Raw genomic sequence first — 21,181 nt, forward strand, 5'->3', positions numbered from 1 at the left:
GGTCACGTCAAAATCACAGACGGACACACCGTCTATTAACTCTTTTGAGTAGGCATAGTAACCACCGATAGCATTGATTTCACGACGAGCGTATTCGGATAGCTCAATGACTTTCTCAAAAGACTCTTTGCCACGAAGGGTTAAGTTCCGTCTAGAAATATCTAGACTAGCCATAAGTAGGTAAGAGGCAGATGTAGACTGGGTCAGGTTGATAATCTGACGAACGTACTCAGGATTCATATGCTCCCCGATAAGAAGGATGGAACTTTGGGTCAAACTTCCACCAGACTTATGCATGGAAACTGCTGCCATATCCGCCCCAGCGTCCATAGCAGATAGTGGCAATTTATCTGTAAAATGCAAATGCGCTCCATGAGCTTCATCCACTAAAACTAGCATGCCCGCTTCGTGAGCCATCTCTGTTAATCCTCTCAGATCCGAACAAATTCCATAGTAAGTAGGATTGTTAATCAAAATGGCCTTGGCATCTGGATGCTCCTTAATTGCCTGCGCAACACGGTCATTTTCAAGACCTAAAGCAATGCCAATTTTAGAATCTACACTCATCTCGATATAGATGGGAATGGCACCACATAGAACCAACGCATTGATAGCAGATTTGTGAACATTTCGTGGCAGAATAATCTTATCTCCTGCCTTACAAGTCGAAAGAATCATGGTTTGAACTGATGAGGTTGTACCGCCAATCATAAGAAAGGCATGGGCTGCTCCAAAAGCATCCGCAGCTAATTCCTCCGCATCTCGAATAATCGAAATGGGATGACCAAGATTATCCAAAGGTTTCATAGAATTGACATCAATGCCAACGCATTTTTCCCCTAACAGTTCGACAAGTTCCGGATTTCCCCTTCCACGCTTGTGACCAGGCACATCAAAAGGGACAATCCTTTTCTTGCGTAGTTTGACCAAGGCCTCATAAATTGGGGCTTGGTTTTGATCTAACTTCTTCAAGACATACTCCTTTACCATATTTTTAGCACCTCAGGAAGATAAAGGCGACTAAAGGTTGACTTATGAAAAAAGAGCAGGTTCTCACCTGCTCTACAATCGACTGACGTGTGTATTTTGGTTTCTGTTGAGTATGTCTGTTCCTGATGTTTCCTAACTCTCTAGTAGCAAATATTACGTACTTTATTGATCGTTTCACAAGATGACGTGTGCTTTCACCACACTAACAAAATCTAGAAATTAGGACTTGTGTCCTAACATCAACTTATAAAAGTAGGCTTTTAACCCTATCAATAATGTGGTCTTTCAACCACGCTTCGGCATTCAACCCTGCCTGTCCGTAGGCATTTTTTACTCGGGTTTATATTTGCTAGAAAACATCATCTCATTTTCTAAGCCTAATAACTATATCATGTTTATAAGAACTTGTAAAGTATTTTGTGAAACTTTTTTAAAGAATTACTTTTTTTGTTCGCGAAATATTATTCAACGATAAAAAGAAATCGCTTTAAAACGTCATAGATATAAGAAAAAAGGAACTACAGACATTATTACTTTAATCATTCTTCAAGTATGACTTGATATTGAAAATCAGTTCTTTTCATCAGATTTCATAAATATTTCCAGCTAGGAAGTATGAATCAACTGCTCCAATTCTACTTCTGAAAGCTGTCCTTGATTGTAAAGTTTTCTAAGTAAGTCCTCATCTACGGTAATTGAATAGTAATACGTCACAAACTCATGAAATTTCTCAAAACTGTCAAAGAAATAGGATAACAACCATTCGCCACCGTCCTGATCTTGGTAGGTATTTTGATGCTCTTGACCGTCATACCAGATAAAAAAGGTTGTTTCATCTTTTTGCTCTTCTGAGTAAAGGTTTTGATACTTTTCATCCAGTCCTTTATAAAATCCGTCTATGATGTCTTGATTCCACTCATCCGCAGCAAACTGACTCAAACTGCTTTCATGATCAAAGCCTTTTATAAGGATTATTTTTTCAGTAAAGATCACATCTAGAGAATCACCAGAACCATTGTCGATAAGGTAACGAACCCCATAGCTTTCCTCAGTCTTAACGATCAATCGAAGCCAGGTCTTATTTGGATCTGTTCGATACTCATCAATGACAAGCAAGGCATCTAAACGCGTCTTTGCATTTTCCCATTCAATTTTTCCCATCTCTTTAATCCTCCATCTTAATGTTTAAAATTTATTATGCTTACAAATTCTATAACCTATTTCTATCTATTCCGTCTGACTATACTGTGGAATATTTCCTTCACCAGACAAATCATCAGGTGTACGATTTTTATTGAATCTGAGTAGACTGTAATCTTATATTAATTATCATAGTTCAATCAATCGTTCGCTAAGAATAAGAGAGCCACTCATTAATCAAAGAAGCCCTTTCTTAATCATTTCCTGTTCTTTTTCTGTAAAATCTTTTAATTCCATCTGATTAATCCTCCTATTCTCTCTAAGTTAAATTATATATCAGTTGTAGCAAGACACCAAATAGTCTGTTTGTAAAATGCTTTCTATACTAGAATTTTCTTTTCACTTTTAATTTCTCCCTAGTAAAAAATCACAAAACCTTTAGGCAATATCACCAGTTGCTGCTCCAATACTTGGCAATGACTTGCTAGAGCTACAGCATCACTATCTACAAGATAATTTTCAGTTGATTGGTTAAAAATAGCTTGGACCTTTTGTCCATCATAATTCCATTCTAGAATTAGAACATCCGGCTTGATTTCTTGCAGTCTATAAGTTCCATGTTGGATAATGCCTGAAGTATCCTTACGAAGCTGAATCAATTTCTTCATAAATTTCAACATCTCATTACTGTCGGAAACACGTTCCCAAGGCATGACACGACGACAATCTGGATCTGGTCCTCCACCTAACTCCAACTCCGTTCCATAGTAGAAACACGGTGTCCCCTTTTGTAAAAAGAGACAGGCAAGTGCCGACTTAACGAGTTGAACATCTCCCTTAGCAGTAGTCAAAATGCGCTCCGTATCATGCGAATCCAAGAGATTGAACATCACTTCCGAAATCTGTTGTCTATAGTACATTGATTGGCTATTGATTTCATCGATAAATTGAGGCGTCTTCTTAGTCCCTCGCAAGAAATAATCCTTGATAGTATCAGAGAGAGGATAGTTCATAACTGCGTGGAATTCATCGCCATTTAGCCAAGGTTGAGAAGTGTGCCAGACCTCTCCAAGAATATAAAGGTCAGGCTTTTTAGCTAAGACAGTCTTACGGAAATCTCGCCAAAATTGGTGGTCGACTTCATTTGCCACATCCAGTCGCCAAGCATCAATATCAAACTCTTCAATCCAGTAGGTCGCAACGCTCAACAAATAGTCCCTCACTTGAGGATTGGCCGTATTGAGTTTGGGCATATAGCTGGCAAAGGCAAAGGTATGGTAAGGGAGTTTTCTAAGGTTTCCCAGCTTATCCCTGGTCACGGGAAATTCTTGAACATGGAACCAGTCTTTATATTCCGACTTTTCACCATGCTTGAGAACATCCTGCCACTGCGGAGACTGATCCCCGATATGATTGAAAACAGCGTCCAGCATGATTTTCATCCCTCTCTGATGAGCCTCCTCCACCAGTTTACGGAAAGTTCCCTTGTCTCCAAAATGATGGTCAATTTCGAAATAATCCGTCGTATTGTACTTGTGATTGCTCGGAGATTCAAAGATAGGACAGAGATAAAGTCCTGTAATCCCCAAGTCCTGCAAGTAATCCAGATGGTCAATGATACCTTGTAAATCACCACCAAAGAAATCGCTCGTCTTTGGTTTGATAGATGAATCCCAATCCAGAGCCCCTTCTGGAGAAATCTCAGCATTGCCATTAGCAAAGCGTTCAGGGAAAATCTGATACCATACTGTATTTGGCACCCAGTCAGGAACATGGCAAGCATCAATCTCATGGATGTAAGGAATTTTAAAGCCATTTCCTTCATAATGAAGGTTTTCTAGCGTGTTTTCAACACATCCCTTATCGCCATATAAAATACTCTGACCTAGCTTATCTTTGAGTTCAAAAAGATACTGTAGTCGAGCATAGCCCACTGAAACTTCTGCTTGCCAGTAATCAAATAAGGCATCAGAAGTTACTTTGATCATCGCCTTGCTTGCTTCATAATGGTCCTCTAAAAAGATAAAAGTGTCTCCATAATGCAAATGGATGCTTTCAATATCATCTTTCTTAGTCCGGACACGAATGTGCATTATCTTATCCTTATAAAGATAAGCATACTCCGACTCTGGTCTATGGTAAATGGCTGTTAATTCCATTGTTCTGTCTCCTGATTTACTTTCATTCATATACAAGGCAAACGTTTTCATAATTGTGATTCTAGTATACTACTTTAAAATTTTATTTTCAAGACTAGTCCGTAGTTTTGAGTGGATTGTTTTACAAAATAAAAAGCAGTAAGTATTAAATACCTACTACTTTCTGATTAATGATTTACAAATGTCTTTCCAGCCACTCTATCTTTTTAAAATCCTTATTGCTATTGTTCTCATTTCGATAGGAATCTTGGGAAGAAGCCTTATAAATACTTAAAAACTGTTCCAAACTTGGAACTCGAAAAGTGATGTTTTCGAGATGAATCAGCTCTATATCTGATTCTAAAACTCCTGCAAAATCAGGTAAAGAATCGATACTTCCGAATTCAACACTCACACCATCCTTTTGGAATTCATGCTCATGAATATCTGTTAAGGCGTAGCCTAAGTCTTTCATCACTTTCATTATCTTGTCCCAGTCATAAATTCTGAGATGATCAGGTGCTTCCCATCCTCTAGGATCTCCAGGAACATGAATGTCAATGTCAGACGGCTGCCATTCTTCATTTGAACGGTATTCAAACCCCAAAGACCCCATGAGCGTCGGTGTGATTCCGACTTGGTTTAAATGAGAACAAATTGTTCGAAATTCATCAAATAGAGAATTCATCCCTCCTCCAATCTTTGATATAAAACTTAAAAGATAAACTAGTTTTTCCTTCTACTCTTTCGGTTGTGAAAAGACTTCAATATGCTGGCCCAGTACCTTAATCTCTACAGGTAGGTTATCCGACTTATCGCCGTCAACATCTGACTCCAATTCACTATCTGAAGAGATTTTAATAGTACGCGCTCTGATATACTCAATATTATCATTTCCGACAACATCCCCTTTTAGTAAATCAGGAATGACGGATAATTTAGAGAATAGAGAAGCATCTTTTAGAATCAAAATATTGGCATAGCCATCTTTATTTTCTTCAAAGATTTTCTTATCAGCGAAGTAATTGGTCAAGAGAACCAAAACATGGCTCGCTTCACCTTCATAATTTCCATTTTCTGTCTCAACCTTAATGTTAAAGACCTGATCCGTCATCACAGACTTCATGGTATTTACAGCATAGGCTAATATACCGAATTTTGTCTTGTCCTCAATCTCCACATTGTGAATCGCCTCAGGCAGAGAGCCGATACTAAAGATATAACCAAAATAGTTGTCATTCGCTTTACCAATATCAATCTTATTAGTTAAGTTAAAATCGAGTTCATCAATCGCGCCATCGATGTCTTGATTGATTTCCAACAGTTTCGTAATGAGATTGCCCGTACCGCCAGGGATAATCCCTAACTTCGGAGTGTATTCTCTCTCAGCAATACCCGAAATGACTTCATTGACAGTTCCGTCTCCACCGAAAACAACCACTGCATCGTACTGCTCACGAGAAGCCTCTTCAGCAAAGTGTGTTGCATCCAGCGCCTTTTCGGTAATTTTGGTTTCCACGTGCTCAAAATAATCTTTGGCTTTATTCTCCAGCTTGACCTTATAATCCAAAGCCTTTTCCCCACCAGAGGTAGGGTTGATAATTAACATTGCTTTTTTCATTGATAATACTCCTTTAATAGTTACAAAAATTCTAGTAACTAATTATATCACTTGAGTTATGTAAACGCCATCCAAATGCTTGAAAAATCGAATCCACTAACTAGAATAGAGACGTTAATGTATCAAGCACTAACCTCAACTTAAACAAGAATAAATACTTATTGTTAGCAATCCACTACTTTACTTTTTCGTCAATTTTATATAATCCATTAAGTATAAAATGGCTGAAACAAATGCGAACACGCTAGAAAATCCAGCTAATATCGGAATAAAACCAATCAGAGACGCAATCAAAAGAAACTGATATGTCTTCTTATTGACTTTTGATTCCTCATCATGAAGAAGGAATGCAACAAAACCAAAAAACAGCAATATTAAACAAGTTGAAAAGTAGATTCCATCCCAACTAGAAAATCTAACAAGCTTAGGTATCACCCAGTAAATGATTTCAAATGTCCACATTTTAGAAGAAAGGTAAGTAATCGAAAGCTCCAATTAAAGAAATAACTCCGTTTATTAGCAATAATTTATTTGATTTCACACTTAATCCTTTTTATCCTTTTCTGTACTTATTCATCGCTAATTAATAGATTCACTATTTAAAAACCCTTTAGACTTCCGTACGATATAGAGCTGTTCATCTTCTTGAGCGAGTTTTCTAAACAACTCATTCGCCCTGGTCATATCTCCTTTTAATTTAGAGTTCAAGGCTTGATAGTAAGTGATTTCCAATTGTTGATATTTAAATTCGTTTTCCAATTCTTCAAAGTAATCATTGGATTGATGAGCAATTGTTAAATCGTAAAGCGCAATACTTACGCTTTTTGTTTTCTCAGCTAGAGAGGAATCTGATATGGACATTTTGTTTAGCATAAGATCAAGCTCATCTCTGGTTAGGTTTGGATTTACAAGAACTGTCGAGCGAACGAGGTAACTCTCAAAGAAATCCCTGTATTTCGGCTTCAGTTTTTGATCAGTCATTGCTTAAGAAGCCTCCTTAATGGCAGCATCGAAATCACCAATCATATAGGAATACCCAACAGATGTTAGTGTCACATCCATTTTTATAATAGCTCTTTTTGCATCTTTCTTCAATTCAATGTATTGTTTCCAAGATGGTAAATCTAAGTCCATATGCAGTAACTTAGTAGCACTCCTTACATACCCTCTTCTGATTAGTGCAATGAAAAGAAATAAAAGTGCACTTATGAATAAAATACAAAGGGTTTGAGTAGTCCTATCTTTCACCATCCAAGCTACAAAAAGACTGATAAGAACAGCCAAAACAATCACGACTTTCTATAAAATCCATATTTCTTGCGTATTTCTAAATAATTCATTTTTACTCCTTTTCTAAATTACAATGTGGCATTACGAGAGAAGTTCTGAACCTTAAATGAGTCATTGACTAACAAAATGCTTCACGAATAAGTTTAATACTTGAATCAATATCATTTATTCTATATTTTCTCAATCTTTTCAACCTCAATTTGACCATGCTTGTATGGATGAGCGATTGGGAAACTTCCTAGAGTAAACATGAAAAAGAATAACGATACGATTCCATTGATTACCAAGAAAGCTCCTTCCGTTCCATTATTCAAGCAAAGGAAAAAAAGCAAACAGAGTAAAATTAATCCAATGAACGAATAGACTCCTCCGTTGCTTTTTTTAATAGTTGTAAAGGTCACTGTGTATTTATTGCTATTTTTAGGAATCCATTTATCTGCCTTTTTATGGGACAACTTTAATGAAATCAGAATGGCAAAATAAGAAATCAGCATAGAAATTGCAAAGAGAAATAACTTTATTAACAATTGGTCACTAAGGTTTTTTTGAATAAAAAGTTTCTTTAAGATATCATAGCTAACCTTAACAATTGGTTGAACGATAATGGCTACCATTGTCGCATTTACAGGTCTTCTAGGTTTAATTGCAAACTGGTTATTATTCTTTTCAATCTCTACCATGTTCACTGTAATCGTATCTGTTTTTATTCCCCAATAATAGCTCTTTGGGCTTATAGTACTTGTATCCATGACATACTTCTTCGATTCGTGATTTATCTGAACAATTTGAAAGCACATCATGCTTGAATTTTTAAATTTTAATTCCACGTCTATTCCTCAAAATACTTTCTAATCAATTCCCTAATTTTTCTGATAAAATAGACCAATGTGACCTGCAAAAGAGGATCATAAAATAGCTTTCATCCTTCATCTTAACTTATAACTTCTCTATTCTATCAAAAATAATCTCTTGCTTTTCGACACTTTCTCGGAGTGGTGACATGCCTAAAACCACTGTAAAAAATCCCAATAATAGAATACTATTAATAACAAGTAAGGCTCCCTCTGTTCCATTAACAGTATATAGATAAAATACAAAACATCCAAGAGTCGGAACAAGGATAAAAGGAAGAAGTTTGTAATGTTTTAATTGACGTTTTCTTTCAACTGGTTTAAAGGTTATTTGATAGTTTGAAACTTTATTCTCAAGTCTTTTTTGGACGCTAGACGAGCTCTTATGGCAATGAACCAGAAAACAAGATAAGCTAGGAAGATGAACAGGCCATATAAACCTATCTTTAAAGGAAGATTGTGACTAATCCCATTGTATCTAAAAAAATTCGTCACTAGCCGATAGCCGGATCCCCCTATTGCTGTACCAATTGCAATCCCAATTGATTTACTCATAGTTGGAGCTACACTCTCAAAACGCATATCTCTTTTATCTAACTTTTGCATTTTTGCAGTGATCTCATCAGGAAGAGAACCCCAGAAATAGGATTTTGGTCTAACAGTCGTCAAATCTAGAATATACTTTTCTCCCTCTACTTCTACTATTTTAAAAAATACTTTATTCGTTTCTTTAAATTTTACTTTCATAGTCACCTTTAAATCCTTCTCAGAGTTAAAAAACTCTTTTCAATAACATTGCTAAATCGTTAGCCCCGTTTTTTAATAATAGTTAAACCAATTTTGACAGACATCTCTTTCGATGTTAACTGTATTGTAATCCCATAATTTGTTTTATCTGAGTAATCTATTCTAATTTGGCACGTTGTTTCCTCTGGTAGATCATATTTGCTTTTCAGTTTCTGAAAGAGTTCGGAGTGAGTTTCTGGCTGGTAGATAATTTCACTAAGCTCTGTTGTTCCGGTTCTTAACGTTCTTTTTACATTCAAGGAGTCAAAATAATCTCTTTTGACAACTAAGTTAAGAATCTCTTCGTCAAATAAAGGGGCTATTTCCGAATTGTAATGCAACTTGCTATTAAAATAACTAACGGGAACCGTTTTTTTGTTTTCTCCGATTTGTATTCTATAGTCACCCTTACCATCTGCCTTAGTAAAATCTAAGTCGATTTCATATCTTCTGACTTCGTCTCCACTTTTTATATGGACTCTACTTTTATAAGCTTCCAGCCCATTAAAATCCTTCTGCTCTTGTTCCAAAAAATTAAACATAGGTTCAAACGTTTTTTCAAAATCGTACTGTTCCTTTGTTCTGTTTTTGGGAATGGTTTCGCCAACCAAACTACAAGCATTCAATGAAGATGCTGTCAAAAGAATAACAAGAAATCCAGTTAAACATAAACACCATTTAAACTTTTTCATATTTTATTTAATCCTTTTTTCGAGTCATAAAAGTAAGATTTTTCAAAAATTTATAAATGTTTAGTTTAACTTACACTAGTTCTACGTCAACTCCAACTGCAGCAAAAGTTTCCTTAACTTGTTCAAAATTACTTGACATGATTGTCGCCTGTCTTAAATTTGGGAACTGCTTTAATTCAGCCAAACTAACCTCATTCAAATCAAAAATACTATCTTCACCATCCCACTGAGGAATCAGATTCATAAAAATTTCATTACCGCCATCCATATCAATCTCTTTTACAAGACTTGCATACTTCTGTGAAATCTGAAGATTTTTAAAGTATTCTAAGGCAGGCTCGACAAGTTCTGTACTTTCTGTATCAATATCCAACTCGCTAAATTCCTCTGAAAAATCAAAAATATCAAAAGCTGGTCTTAAAACCTCTAAATCATACATCAATACTTGGATGATAGCCAGTTTAAAATTCAGATTATCAAAACGAAGATATTTCTCTTGAACTACTTTTGGATTTGATTTTTGACGTTCATGCTTGATTTCTGGATAGTAAGAAATGGTGAGTGGATATCTCATTACATCTGGTCTTCCATTAAAGTTGGTGCCATGAGGGGTCCATAAAATAAAATTGAAATCCCCAGTTCTGTGCCTATCATAAAGAAAATAGGGAGGTTTCCCATCAGTGGATATTACGGCTTGACAGGGCATCTTTGGTAATTCTTCTTCTCCAAACATAGGTTTTACAACATCACCATAGTAGAAACTGATAGTAGAAAGTAGATGCTCATCATCAATATAGACCCTGCATTTCTTTAAATGATTCTGGATAGAAGGCGAATGTTCAAATACAATACCAGCATTATCGTAAATGTACTTTATGTATTTATTTTCTTTTTTGACAACCTGATCAGGCTTTCCTAATACAGCCTCAATATCTTTCAAAGATAAAGGAAAAGACAAGCTGGTTCCGTTCATTACCATTGAATTGTCATGAAAATCGATTTCGAGGTTTTTAGGACCTTTCTTTTTAAAAAAACTAAACATTTGATTCTCCTATTTATAATTTGTTTATCTAAATGCATCAAATCTATTTTTCTAACATCAGAAAATTTACTGTATAAAATAAGGTTTTGCCGTATTTTTCGTCCGTAGGATTAAAAAAGTAAGAAGCTTTCTGAAAATTAATTACTCTTCTCTAATAGACTTACCGCCTCAACATGATGCGTTTGTGAAACTCAAAAGGTTCGGGGAGTTCAAAGCTCCAGTGGAGCTTTGAAGCCTTCTTGCCTTAAAATGAAAAGGTGAGAGGATTAGCAACGTTTCACTAACAAACTCACACACTCAGCGGTTCGGACTTACCGTATCATCCGTGAAAAAACAATTCTCACGAAATAAAAGAAAGTCCTTAGTTTTAATATTGTTCCATTCGTAAACTGAACCTACAATATCTCCAACAATTGCTCCTAGCATGGTATTCCTCCTTACAAACTGTTAGTTTAGACTGACATTTCTACTTGTCATACTCTTTTATTTTATCTGCATATTTAGTTAAAAGATTCTTTGAATAAATTTTTGCATTACTTGAATTTCTAACTTCTTTCCAAAGAATGGAAGCTACTTTTAGTTTATTCGAGTAATTGCCACTATTTTCGTCTGCACAGAAATCCTTTAGAAATTGATTCCATTGACAAACCGAATGGTCATACTTGGCATAATCTGAATCTCCATAATAAACTTTTAGCATATCTTGGATTGTAAAACTCAAATCATGTTCTCTTTTGACTTTTCTCCAAGCAGTGGCCATATTAGCAGTAAATTTAAAGGGCGAAACACCTGTTAAAGTTGAGAAATATTCTCTAAAGTTTGCATTAAAGGAGAATCCACATTCAAGTAAGGGCGTATCTAAAGTAACGACTTCTACTCGTTTCTTTTTCCTTTTTACTGATGATTTTTTAATAAAATTCCCATTGAAGTACTGCTCAATAATATCATTGAGTTCCTGTTTTGTACCTCTATATTCAAGTCCTAATGACCTGCATATCTGTGAAAGTTCATCACGATACCAGTAGTATTTATTAAACTCATCAAATGATGCAACTTTATTGAACTCAGGTCTGCTATCTATCAATATAACACCTCCTTAAAAACAGTTTAGGTTTTCATCTCAAAATAATGGAATTTTGGTTTCTTTATTTTGAGGATTAGCAACGTTTCACTAACAAACTCACACACTCAGCGGTTAGGACTTACTGTATCATCCGTGAAAAAACAATCCTCACAAAATAAAGAAAAATCCTTCGTTTTGATGTTGTTACTTTCGTAAACTAAACCTACAATGTCTCCAACAATTGCTCCTAGCATCCGTTTCCTCCTTGTAAGATATCGGGAATTTGAGCATCAACTATAGTTTTAAAATTATCTATTAACGAATTTTTTAATAATTTATAGGTATTCATCTAATCAAATTATAATTAAATAACTTTTTTGATTCCATTATGTACTACATCTTCCTATTATACCTAAAACGGAAGTACACCAGCCATCAGACCTTGAGCAATAAAACATCTATTATTTTGAAAGTCTGAAAAATAGGTATCACTTATAAAACTATATAAGATATCAACGGGTCTATTGTACCAATCCTTGTAAACATAGTCTATATTATATATCAATAAAGCTTGTCCATCTTGACTATAGCCCTTGAAAGTTATCGAAAATTCATCTCTATAACCAATAACTTTATCATTCTTATCTGAATTGTTCCCCTTTCTATATTTCTCAAAATCAATGAGTCGCGTATATTTCATGACTTGAGATAAAGCCTTTTCGGATAGTTTCTGACTATGTTCAAAAACGATCATTCCAGTATTCCCACACTCTTGGTAGGACAGTTCAGAGTTCATCAGATTACACTCAAAATAACCAAAAATTTCACAACCACAATGAATAATAAATTCAATTTTAGAAAAATATTCCTTAGTCCATATCATCTTATCTCTCCATTCCTAAGTATGCTAGGAAAAATTGTTTAAAAGTCACAAATCTACTCTTAGCCTATTTTAATTTCAGACATAATACTAAAATATCTCTTACGGCAAAAGCCTTTGTTTCAATACTTTCTTAAGTTCTTTTGTTATAAGATTTTTACGCTTTTACGAGCAAAGCTACACCCTCAGCGGTTCGGACTTGCCGTATCATCTGTAAAAAAGCAGTCTTTCCGAAATAAAGGAAAATCCTTCGTTTTGATATTGTTCCATTCGTAAACTGAACCTACAATATCTCCAATAATTGCCCCTAGCATGGTATTCCTCCTTATGGCATATCAGATTCGTTACACATTTCTAATGAATCACTCTTTAAAAATGGCACCACCAAATCAATCCACTCATAAGGCATGTAAGCTGATAAATAGCCGTGGTTATAGCCCTTTGCTTCATACAAAATTGTATTTGAATGTAGCTGATGAAATAATTTCGCTGATTCTTTCACACAGTTCAATTCTTTTTCACCATAGATATACAGAACCTGAGCCTTGCTAGCAGAAATCATATCTTTCAGCTTGTAACATCCCATATAGTTTTTGTAAATGGTCACCAATGTTTTGATAGGCGTCCTTGGCAAATCCTCCAAATAATAAGCTTTTATTTCCTCTGGATAAGCCAGTTTAGGATAGAGTTTGTTCATCATGCTGAACTGAAGTTTGCAAGAGAATTTATTGAACATCAGTTTACCAAATAGAGACACTAGAAAGATGCTGATTTTAGCTAACCTTGGTTGAGGAATACAGAGGCTTCCATCTATGATGGCCTTCTCAGCAATTTCACTGTCTAAAGACAAAAGCTCCATGGCAATTTGACCACCAAGTGAAACACCACCGATTGCAAACAATTTCCCACCACAGTTTGCTTTGATATAGTCTAGAATCTCCAAAGCAGAATCTTCAGTAGAAACATAATCAAGTTGATATTCCTCGCCGTGGCCATTCAAAGTGGGTAGAATAATACGGTATTCTTTTGACAAGATTCGTGCTTGACGAAGATAATTCCACCAAGAACTGCCACCACCATGTATCAGTAAAATAGGAGGCAAATTCTTATCACCAAATTCATGGAATTTCATGTTTAAACTCCTTACTGTAGGACTTTCATTAACTACACCCATGTTTAATCAGCTCATACAAGCAGTGATGTCTCATCAAATAGAACAGTCTCTAACATTGATTATCTAGAATGACCACACGTTACTTTCAATAATGGATATACTGATCTAAATTTTAAAATGTTGTTTCCTTACTAATTCTATTACTCGCCAATATAGTATAAATCAAATAACCAATAAAAATGATAATAAAAATAAGATTAATTTTTAACACAAAATAGAGATTTAACAAATTTGCGAATGCATGAAATAATACACAGTATCCCACAGATTTCGTTTGACGGTAAAGAAGCCCTAAAACAAAACTTAAAAATAATGTATATATAAAAAATAAAATAAAAGGAAATCCTTGATGTCTTTCTCCAACTATAAACCATAAAGGCAGATGCCATATTCCCCAAATTGATCCTACAATCAAATTAGATTGCCAATAAGTATATTTTTTATCAAGTAATGGTTGTAATATTCCTCTCCAGCCTAATTCTTCATGTCCACCACCAAAAAAAATTAGTTGTATAAAGAATAATGGCATCAGATAAATTGATACTCCGTTTAATTCTAAGGAAGATACAGAAAATAGTATCAAAATTGCTAACATATGATAAATGAAATAAATACTACTATTTTCTATCTTATTAAATAAAAAATGTTTAAATTTTATATTATTACTTTTTAAATAAAAGCCACCTGCAATAGCTGGTCCAAGTGCACCAACTATATGTAATATTCTTCCTATAAATGTCTCTAATCCCAAAATATAAGATTGTGTAAATATGGCAAGAAGCCCCCAAGTTATATAAGTAATTCCAAATGTAAAACAAAGATAATTTTTTAAATTCCTTTTATCAATTTCTGTCATTTTTTTCTTCCTAATCTTGATTATTTTATGAATAATATTTTTACTGCTTCTTAGTTGCTATCGATTATAACTACCTATATTCTATCATAAAAACACAAAAAAGCCTTACAATCAAGGCTTTTCACTATTCATTTCGTCAATACTTTAGTTTCGTAGATTCAGATTCGCATGATTAAAACTAGTCAATTTTCTCAATAATGTTTCCAAGTTTATCCAATACAAGACAGGAATGATCATTTAGTGGAATTATGGGAACACTAACGAGTTCTTCTGCTCTATCCTTATTAGCTTTATCATTCCAGGAATCATAATGGACACTAATTAAAAACTGACTAAAGAGTCCTAATCCATTTTTTATCTTTATCTGATGATCTGAATTATCATTAGGTGAGACATAGACTTTTTCTCCTAATAATAGGGCTCCTGCAGAAAACCCTATAACTTTTGCCCCTTTATTAAGCATATGATCGATATAATTTTTGAACTCCTGATTGACATAAGTAGCTATATATTTTTCCGTATTTCCTCCACCAATGATGATTAGATCAGCATCTAAATAGCTATCAAAATCAATCTGCTCAGTGTCCAAAAGTAAGTAATCAGTGTTTAGATTAGGAAATTGACTTTGGAAAACTTCCGTGTACTTTTTCATATAGGGTTGCCAATTATCTCGAAAAACTGTAAAAATAACAATTCTTTCAATCTTGCTTGATAATACAATTTTATCAACAATGCTATATTTCGTTATTGGGGGATTCCCACCCATCAAAAAAATTTGTTTTTTCAAGTTAACACACTTTCTAAAGATACATAAAGTTTAACAAGTTTATTCACGTTTCTAAATTATAATTTTTTCTTAAAATGAATAATTCTATTTGCCTCCTAAAATCCAATATTGAGATGAAATCTTATAGAATCCGTATTCGTTAAAGTACAGTCACTTGCAAATTCCTTACATCCTTTATTTTTCGCCCATTCCTCACATTTTGTACAGAGATTTTTAGCAATATCCTTTAAACGATATTCCTCGTCGACAATAATCCCTTCTAAGAATCCAACAGGACTATATTTACAACCTTCAACATAATCAAATCTGAGTGAGCATAGTGCTAGACCTACAATTGTGTCACCTTCAACTTCAGTAAAGATTGCAGTATTTTTGCCATTCGTATATTTTTTTACTTCATCAAAAGCTTCTTTATCGGTCAATTGGGGCCATAATTGTTTTATTAATTTAGCCGTTTTTATAGAATCTTTTGTTATTCCATCCATATTGATGTTCCTCCGCAAATTACAAGCAAATGTTTCGAATCATGCTGTTACTTTGTTATTCATTGATTGATACCAATACCATCCCCTTCTACTTTTCGACTGTCTCAGATCGGAAGAGCAGAGCCATGCACTCAGCGGTTCGGACTTACCGTATCATTTCGTCGATTCCCCTCCTCATTCTACGAGTCCTTATCCTATGGACGGAACATCTTCTTTTACTTCGCTAATACCTCAGCTCGTACAAGCAGTGATACCGCCTCAACGTGGTGCGTTTGAGGAAACAGATCCACCGGCTGGACTTTCTTCAATTCATATCCTAACTCTTGATAGAGTTTGATATCACGCGCCATGGTTGCCACATTACATGAAATATAAGCGATGCGGTCTGCTCCTGTTTGGCTACTTGCTTTGATGAAGCTTTCTGTGAGGCCTTTTCTTGGTGGATCCACTAGAATAAGACTTGGTTGAATCCCATCTTTAAGCCAGTTCTTCATGGCATTTTCAGCTGTGTCACAGACATAGTGGGCATTTGTAATATTGTTCAGCTGAGCATTCTTCTGGCTATTCTCTACTGCTTCTGGAATCACTTCAACACCGTAGACTTCTTTGACATGCTTGGCAACGGATAATCCAATGGTTCCAATCCCAGAATAAGCATCGATCACCACATCATCTGCTTTTAATCCTGCAAAATCAATAGCTGTTTGATAAAGTTTCTCTGCCATTTCAGTATTGACCTGATAAAAGGCTGGTCCTGAAATTTGGAAATCATTTCCCAACATCTGGTCCGTAATATAGTCTTGACCATAAAGGGTCTTCCACTCCTTACCAAAAATCGCATTGGTATTCTGGTCGTTGATATTTTGCATGACAGAGACAATCTCTGGGAACTGCTTGATAAGGTGTTCAATCAACTGCTCCACTCGGAAAACTTTAGGACGTGTAGTCACTAAAATAACCATGATTTGTCCTGAATAGTGGCCTCGTCGCACCACAAGGTTTCGAATCAAGCCAGATTGTTCCTTTTCGTCATAAGGTTTTAAATCAAAACGACGAAGCAAATCTCGTAAAGCCACAATAACTTGGTCAATGACAGGATTCTGGATGAAGAAATCTTCAAGGGGCATGAGGTCGTGCGAATTTTTACGGAAAAAACCAGTTTCCAAGACACCATTCACTCGACGAACGGGCACCTGTGCCTTATTTCGGTACTTGACAGGATTTCCCATACCAAGCGTTTCAGCAACTTCTACATCGGTAATGCCAGCTATCTTGTAGAGACTGTCTTTGACTTGCTTGGTTTTGAACTTAAGCTGCTCTGGATAGGCAAGATGCCCCAAATCAGCGATACCTGAACGCAGATAAGCTAGGTCAAGATTTTGGTTACGATGTGGAGAGGAAGTAAGGTATTCTTCAACTTTCCCATAGCCAATCTTTTTATTGAGTTTAAGGACTCGCATGAGAATTTTCTCAGTTGGTAGAGCATTTTCTACAAAGAAAACCAAACCATCTACCTTAGCAACCCCAGCACCTTCATGGGTCAAATCAACAATTTCAACTTCTACAATATCATTTTTCTTTAGCATATTTTTCACTTTCTATCGACCGACAAAAAAGACGGCAACATTTCTGTTACCATCTATTATATCATGAAATGACCTAAGCACCAAAACTCTTGAAGAAGTTGACAATGGCTTGCCAAAGGGAGCTAAAGAAGTTGCCCCCGTCTTCTAGCGCTTTATTGGCATCAAAGTTGAGGTTGATATTTTTAAAGCTATCTCCAGCTTGGGATACAATACTTTCCTTGAGGTCATTTAGGGTTTTAGTAAAATCAGCATTGTTCAAAATGTCACTCTTTGAGAGGTTAAGCGCAAAATTGATGATGATATTGACCTGGTTTCCTGTTATAACCTGATCGAGTTTGTAGTTTTTTAGCGTGTCTTCAACGATTTTGCGGACATCTTCTTCTGTCAGATTACCTTTGACTTCTTTTGCCTTTGCGATTCCTGCCTTGATATCTGCCAAAGCGACATTGAGTTTATTGGCATCGTAACCTGACTTGTCCTTGTTTTCAGCATTGATATCTGATAAGGCTTTTAGCTCCTCTTGGGCCAAGTCTTTATTGGCTTGCGGTACTTTAGCACCATTGGCCTCTAACGAGTAGTAAATCCCTGCTAGAGCGCTCTCTCCTGTAACTGGAATGGGTGCTGCAACTGTGATTTTTGCATGCTCCACTCCCAGCGTCACTGCTGCGTTACGATACATATCCTGTGTCACCTTGGTGATATTTTCAGGCGTTTCAATCTTGACTTCTAGAGGCGACTTATCACCCAGCTTTTGAATCTTAGCTGACGAATAAAGCTGTAAACTAGCATCATTAGCCACATTCATAATTTTCGAATAGATATCAGGTGTCATCGTTTTGATATCTTTGGTGTCTTTTGATGCGTCATAGCCAAGTTTGCTAAGGGTTTGATTTTTCTGGTCTTCAGATAGAGAAGAACCTAGAACATATTCAGGTTGTACATAGGTTTCATCGATTACTTTTTGAACATCGGTTACTGCGTGGACGCTTGTCATAGCTGTTGCAGCCCACAATACTGCAGCACTTGTTAGAAAGAATTTCTTTCTCATGGGGTATTCCCTCCTTTACCCTCCTAGATTAATAAAACAATCTTAAAGAAAACTTATAGTGAAAAACACCTGGTTAAACCAGATGTTTAGAAGAAATTAAAGAATTTCATGATATAGAGATTAAAGTGAACCTGTCTCGAGTAGTAATAATTTCCACCATTTTCATAGAGTTCAGCTCCGTGAAAAATAGAGATAGGGTTGATATAGGTATAGGTCTCTCCAGTGGTATTGCCAAGGATAGGAGCGACCGTTTCTCGGGAGTAACGCTTGGCTAGGGCCAAAGTATTTTCCTTGCCATTCTGAGCGATAAAGTCGATATAGGCAGGTCCAAAATTATAGGCTTGAACAGCGGTCCAGACATCTACTCCTTTGCTCTGTGCCAAATAGAGGTTATCTGTTAGTGTCTGTATCCCTTGGCGAATACTAGAGGCATCGTCATTGATGGTATTGGTAGCGCCACTAGCAGACTCACTAGACTGCATGACATCCCGCTCTTTACCCTTCGTTTCGGTATAAATCATGGCGAGCACCAACTCTTCATTGGCTGGAGTATCTCTTTCGCTCAAGATTTCTCGAACCATGGGTTGGTAGGTCATGACTTGTTTAACATCCTGATGGATATGATAAGCTTTGTATCCTGCGAAAAGGAAGACTGCTAGCACAAGCACTCTTCTTATAAATTTAAACATTATTTACTTTGAATATCCTCGATATTTTTGATTAAGATAGAATAGGTTCCATTGTCATTTTGGATAAACTCAACAGACTCTGCGTCTTGGTAGACGTTATTAGGAACGATGAGTTCAATTCCGTTTGACAAGGAAAGTTTTTGGTTTTCAAATTTCTTGAGCTGCCTGCTGGCATCAATTTCATCGAACTGGACTGGTTCTGGTACGGCTTCTTTGACTTGGTCAATAAAGCTCAAACGAGCAGTCAGATTGTTATCAAAAAGGTCGTTAGCCAATTTCTCAGGCGATAATTCGTTGCTTTCTTCCAAATTATTGAAAATAGCGGATTTGACCTTAGATTGAAATTGAAAATCATCTGTGTTAAAGGACTCTGCAATTCTCTGTGCCGTTTTTTCCAGTTCCTTGATAGATTTCTTTGGTGAAATCTTAGGGGCAACATCTAGGAGATTTTCTGAAAAATAGTTCAAAAAAGTCCCATTGTACTTGATGCGTTTCTCGATGAGGTGGTACTTGCGATTTTGAAGATTGACCACCAAGGCCTCATCAGCTCCCGTTCCAAATCCAGGCAGGTTATTCTGAGTTAACTTGATTGGATTATCAACTTCTCCACCGAGGTGGGTCAAGGTCTCACGCAGAGCAATTCGCAAGAAAGCGAAATGTTCCACGCCTTCTTTAGAAAACTGAACAAAAATCAAGTCATTGGTCTTGAGATTTTCAGAAATGCTAAACTCCTCTTTCCAGAGATTAGCCAGTGTTACTGATGTCTCCAACAAATCGTCTGTGATGTGATTGAAGAAGGGATTTTCTTCTTCGAAAATCCCAGTCTTGGCTTCATCTGAATACACGCGTTCAATTTTTTTACGCAGATATTCTTCGATTTTTGGAGTGATATTGAGAAACTTATCCGCTAGAAACAACTCAGTATCGTCTGGGCTGAACTGATGGATAATAGCTTTCTTAATATAAATGTCCATAAAAGTATTAGTCCTCGTATAGTGGGAAGGCATCTGTCAATGCTTTGACTTCACTTCTCACTTCTTCTAAGACAGCTTCATTTTCTGCATTCTTAAGAGTTTTAATGATGAGTTCAGCCACTTTGCGACTTTCTTCTTCACCAAATCCACGTGCAGTGATGGCTGCAGATCCGATACGAATCCCACTTGTCTTGAATGGTGACAAGGTTTCGTATGGAATTGAGTTTTTATTTAGGGTAATATTGACCTCATCAAGCAAGTTTTGAGCAACTTTTCCGTTTTCTACAACCTTAGTGACATCCACTAGGAAGAGGTGATTTTCAGTCCCTCCAGAAATGATACGGAAATCAGGGTCATGCAAGAAAACATCTGCCATAGCCTTGCTGTTTTTGATGACATTGGCAGCATATTCCTTGAAGGCTGGATCCAAAACTTCTTTGAAGGAAACCGCCTTAGCAGCCACAACATGCTCTAAAGGACCGCCTTGAATACCAGGGAAAATAGCCGAGTTGATTTTCTGAGCTAGATCCTCATCATTGGTCAAAATCAAGCCACCACGAGGTCCACGAAGGGTTTTGTGGGTTGTTGTTGTAGTGATGTGAGCGTATGGTACTGGGCTTGGGTGAAGACCAGCTGCTACCAAACCAGCGATATGAGCCATGTCCACCATGAGCTTAGCCCCAACAGCATCTGCGATTTCACGGAATTTTGAGAAGTCGATAATTTGAGAATAGGCTGAAGCACCAGCTACAATTAATTTTGGTTTTACTTCTTGGGCTTGTTTCAAGATAGCATCAAAGTCCAAAAGTTCCGTTTCAGGATCCACACTATAAGAAACAAAGTTGTAGGTTTGACCAGAGAAGCTAACTGGAGCTCCGTGGGTCAAGTGTCCACCTGCTGCCAAATCCATCCCCATAACGGTATCACCTGGCTCAATCAAGGCCATGTAAGCCGCACAGTTGGCCTGACTTCCTGAGTGAGGTTGGACATTGGCGAATTTAGCACCAAAAATTTCTTTTGCACGTTCAATAGCTAGAGTTTCTACCACGTCTACTACATCAGTTCCACCATAATAACGGCGCCCTGGGT

23 protein-coding genes and 1 pseudogene are annotated in these 21,181 nt (G+C 36.3%); all 24 read right to left on the reverse strand.

From position 1 onward, the window contains the following. Nucleotides 1-972, reverse strand: a 972-nt coding sequence (locus tag SORDD15_RS02730; RefSeq protein ID WP_061415633.1) for an aminotransferase class I/II-fold pyridoxal phosphate-dependent enzyme, incomplete at its 3' end; no start/stop codon positions are given. Nucleotides 973-1,596: 624 nt separating this feature from the next. Continuing rightward, complete coding sequence (locus tag SORDD15_RS02735; RefSeq protein ID WP_061414112.1) at nucleotides 1,597-2,151, reverse strand: hypothetical protein; 555 nt, start codon at nucleotides 2,149-2,151, stop codon at nucleotides 1,597-1,599. A 395-nt stretch (nucleotides 2,152-2,546) separates the two neighbouring features. Continuing rightward, the gene (locus SORDD15_RS02740; RefSeq protein ID WP_061414114.1) at nucleotides 2,547-4,289 is read right to left on the reverse strand and encodes a glycoside hydrolase family 13 protein; all 1,743 of its coding nucleotides are present in this window, start codon (nucleotides 4,287-4,289) and stop codon (nucleotides 2,547-2,549) included. A 175-nt stretch (nucleotides 4,290-4,464) separates the two neighbouring features. Continuing rightward, entirely contained in the window at nucleotides 4,465-4,956 is a 492-nt protein-coding gene (locus SORDD15_RS02745; RefSeq protein ID WP_061414116.1) for a nucleotidyltransferase family protein, read from the reverse strand. A 51-nt stretch (nucleotides 4,957-5,007) separates the two neighbouring features. After that, on the reverse strand, nucleotides 5,008-5,889 hold the full coding sequence (locus SORDD15_RS02750) for a diacylglycerol/lipid kinase family protein (protein WP_061414118.1): 882 nt from the start codon (nucleotides 5,887-5,889) through the stop codon (nucleotides 5,008-5,010). A 579-nt stretch (nucleotides 5,890-6,468) separates the two neighbouring features. Beyond that, a complete protein-coding gene (locus SORDD15_RS02760) occupies nucleotides 6,469-6,870 on the reverse strand; it encodes a hypothetical protein (protein WP_231097613.1) in 402 nt (133 codons plus the stop codon). 479 nt (nucleotides 6,871-7,349) lie between these two features. Next, on the reverse strand, nucleotides 7,350-8,006 hold the full coding sequence (locus SORDD15_RS02770) for a DUF443 domain-containing protein (protein ID WP_419579768.1): 657 nt from the start codon (nucleotides 8,004-8,006) through the stop codon (nucleotides 7,350-7,352). Nucleotides 8,007-8,193: 187 nt separating this feature from the next. Then, a pseudogene (locus SORDD15_RS02775) lies at nucleotides 8,194-8,777 on the reverse strand (DUF443 family protein); the annotation flags it as partial. A 59-nt stretch (nucleotides 8,778-8,836) separates the two neighbouring features. After that, entirely contained in the window at nucleotides 8,837-9,508 is a 672-nt protein-coding gene (locus SORDD15_RS02780; RefSeq protein WP_061414122.1) for a hypothetical protein, read from the reverse strand. A gap of 70 nt (nucleotides 9,509-9,578) precedes the next feature. Next, nucleotides 9,579-10,550 carry a DUF6892 domain-containing protein gene (locus tag SORDD15_RS02785; RefSeq protein WP_061414124.1) on the reverse strand — a complete coding sequence of 324 codons (972 nt, stop codon included), beginning with the start codon at nucleotides 10,548-10,550 and terminating at the stop codon, nucleotides 9,579-9,581. Between the two features lie 297 nt (nucleotides 10,551-10,847). Continuing rightward, nucleotides 10,848-10,976, reverse strand: a complete 129-nt coding sequence (locus tag SORDD15_RS10625; protein WP_081102347.1) for an ADP-ribosylglycohydrolase — start codon at nucleotides 10,974-10,976, stop codon at nucleotides 10,848-10,850. Nucleotides 10,977-11,016: 40 nt separating this feature from the next. After that, the gene (locus SORDD15_RS02790) at nucleotides 11,017-11,634 is read right to left on the reverse strand and encodes an SAP domain-containing protein (RefSeq protein ID WP_061414126.1); all 618 of its coding nucleotides are present in this window, start codon (nucleotides 11,632-11,634) and stop codon (nucleotides 11,017-11,019) included. Nucleotides 11,635-11,738: 104 nt separating this feature from the next. Continuing rightward, nucleotides 11,739-11,867: an ADP-ribosylglycohydrolase gene (locus tag SORDD15_RS09925; protein ID WP_081102348.1), complete on the reverse strand. Its 129-nt coding sequence runs from the start codon at nucleotides 11,865-11,867 to the stop codon at nucleotides 11,739-11,741. A gap of 158 nt (nucleotides 11,868-12,025) precedes the next feature. Further along, the gene (locus SORDD15_RS02795; RefSeq protein WP_061414128.1) at nucleotides 12,026-12,496 is read right to left on the reverse strand and encodes a hypothetical protein; all 471 of its coding nucleotides are present in this window, start codon (nucleotides 12,494-12,496) and stop codon (nucleotides 12,026-12,028) included. A gap of 182 nt (nucleotides 12,497-12,678) precedes the next feature. Continuing rightward, entirely contained in the window at nucleotides 12,679-12,807 is a 129-nt protein-coding gene (locus SORDD15_RS10630) for an ADP-ribosylglycohydrolase (protein WP_081041928.1), read from the reverse strand. Between the two features lie 11 nt (nucleotides 12,808-12,818). Further along, on the reverse strand, nucleotides 12,819-13,625 hold the full coding sequence (locus SORDD15_RS02800) for an alpha/beta hydrolase (RefSeq protein WP_061414130.1): 807 nt from the start codon (nucleotides 13,623-13,625) through the stop codon (nucleotides 12,819-12,821). Between the two features lie 154 nt (nucleotides 13,626-13,779). After that, nucleotides 13,780-14,523, reverse strand: coding sequence for a CPBP family intramembrane glutamic endopeptidase (locus SORDD15_RS02805; RefSeq protein WP_061414132.1), 744 nt, complete (start codon nucleotides 14,521-14,523; stop codon nucleotides 13,780-13,782). A gap of 178 nt (nucleotides 14,524-14,701) precedes the next feature. Next, nucleotides 14,702-15,310 carry a Type 1 glutamine amidotransferase-like domain-containing protein gene (locus SORDD15_RS02810; RefSeq protein WP_061414135.1) on the reverse strand — a complete coding sequence of 203 codons (609 nt, stop codon included), beginning with the start codon at nucleotides 15,308-15,310 and terminating at the stop codon, nucleotides 14,702-14,704. Between the two features lie 95 nt (nucleotides 15,311-15,405). Further along, the gene (gene aac(6'), locus SORDD15_RS02815) at nucleotides 15,406-15,795 is read right to left on the reverse strand and encodes an aminoglycoside 6'-N-acetyltransferase (protein WP_061414137.1); all 390 of its coding nucleotides are present in this window, start codon (nucleotides 15,793-15,795) and stop codon (nucleotides 15,406-15,408) included. A 215-nt stretch (nucleotides 15,796-16,010) separates the two neighbouring features. Next, nucleotides 16,011-17,381: a 23S rRNA (uracil(1939)-C(5))-methyltransferase RlmD gene (rlmD, locus tag SORDD15_RS02820; RefSeq protein ID WP_061414139.1), complete on the reverse strand. Its 1,371-nt coding sequence runs from the start codon at nucleotides 17,379-17,381 to the stop codon at nucleotides 16,011-16,013. A gap of 73 nt (nucleotides 17,382-17,454) precedes the next feature. Then, a complete protein-coding gene (locus SORDD15_RS02825; RefSeq protein WP_061414141.1) occupies nucleotides 17,455-18,429 on the reverse strand; it encodes a DUF1002 domain-containing protein in 975 nt (324 codons plus the stop codon). An 86-nt stretch (nucleotides 18,430-18,515) separates the two neighbouring features. Then, complete coding sequence (locus tag SORDD15_RS02830) at nucleotides 18,516-19,118, reverse strand: lysozyme family protein (protein ID WP_061414143.1); 603 nt, start codon at nucleotides 19,116-19,118, stop codon at nucleotides 18,516-18,518. Next, nucleotides 19,118-20,092, reverse strand: a complete 975-nt coding sequence (locus tag SORDD15_RS02835) for a nucleoid-associated protein (protein ID WP_061414145.1) — start codon at nucleotides 20,090-20,092, stop codon at nucleotides 19,118-19,120. The genes SORDD15_RS02830 and SORDD15_RS02835 overlap by 1 nt, the downstream gene beginning before the upstream one ends. A 7-nt stretch (nucleotides 20,093-20,099) precedes the next feature. Next, nucleotides 20,100-21,181: serine hydroxymethyltransferase (gene glyA / locus SORDD15_RS02840; RefSeq protein ID WP_231097614.1), on the reverse strand; the 1,082-nt coding region annotated here is incomplete at its 5' end.

This window comes from Streptococcus oralis (assembly GCF_001578935.1).
Lineage (GTDB): Bacteria > Bacillota > Bacilli > Lactobacillales > Streptococcaceae > Streptococcus > Streptococcus oralis_R.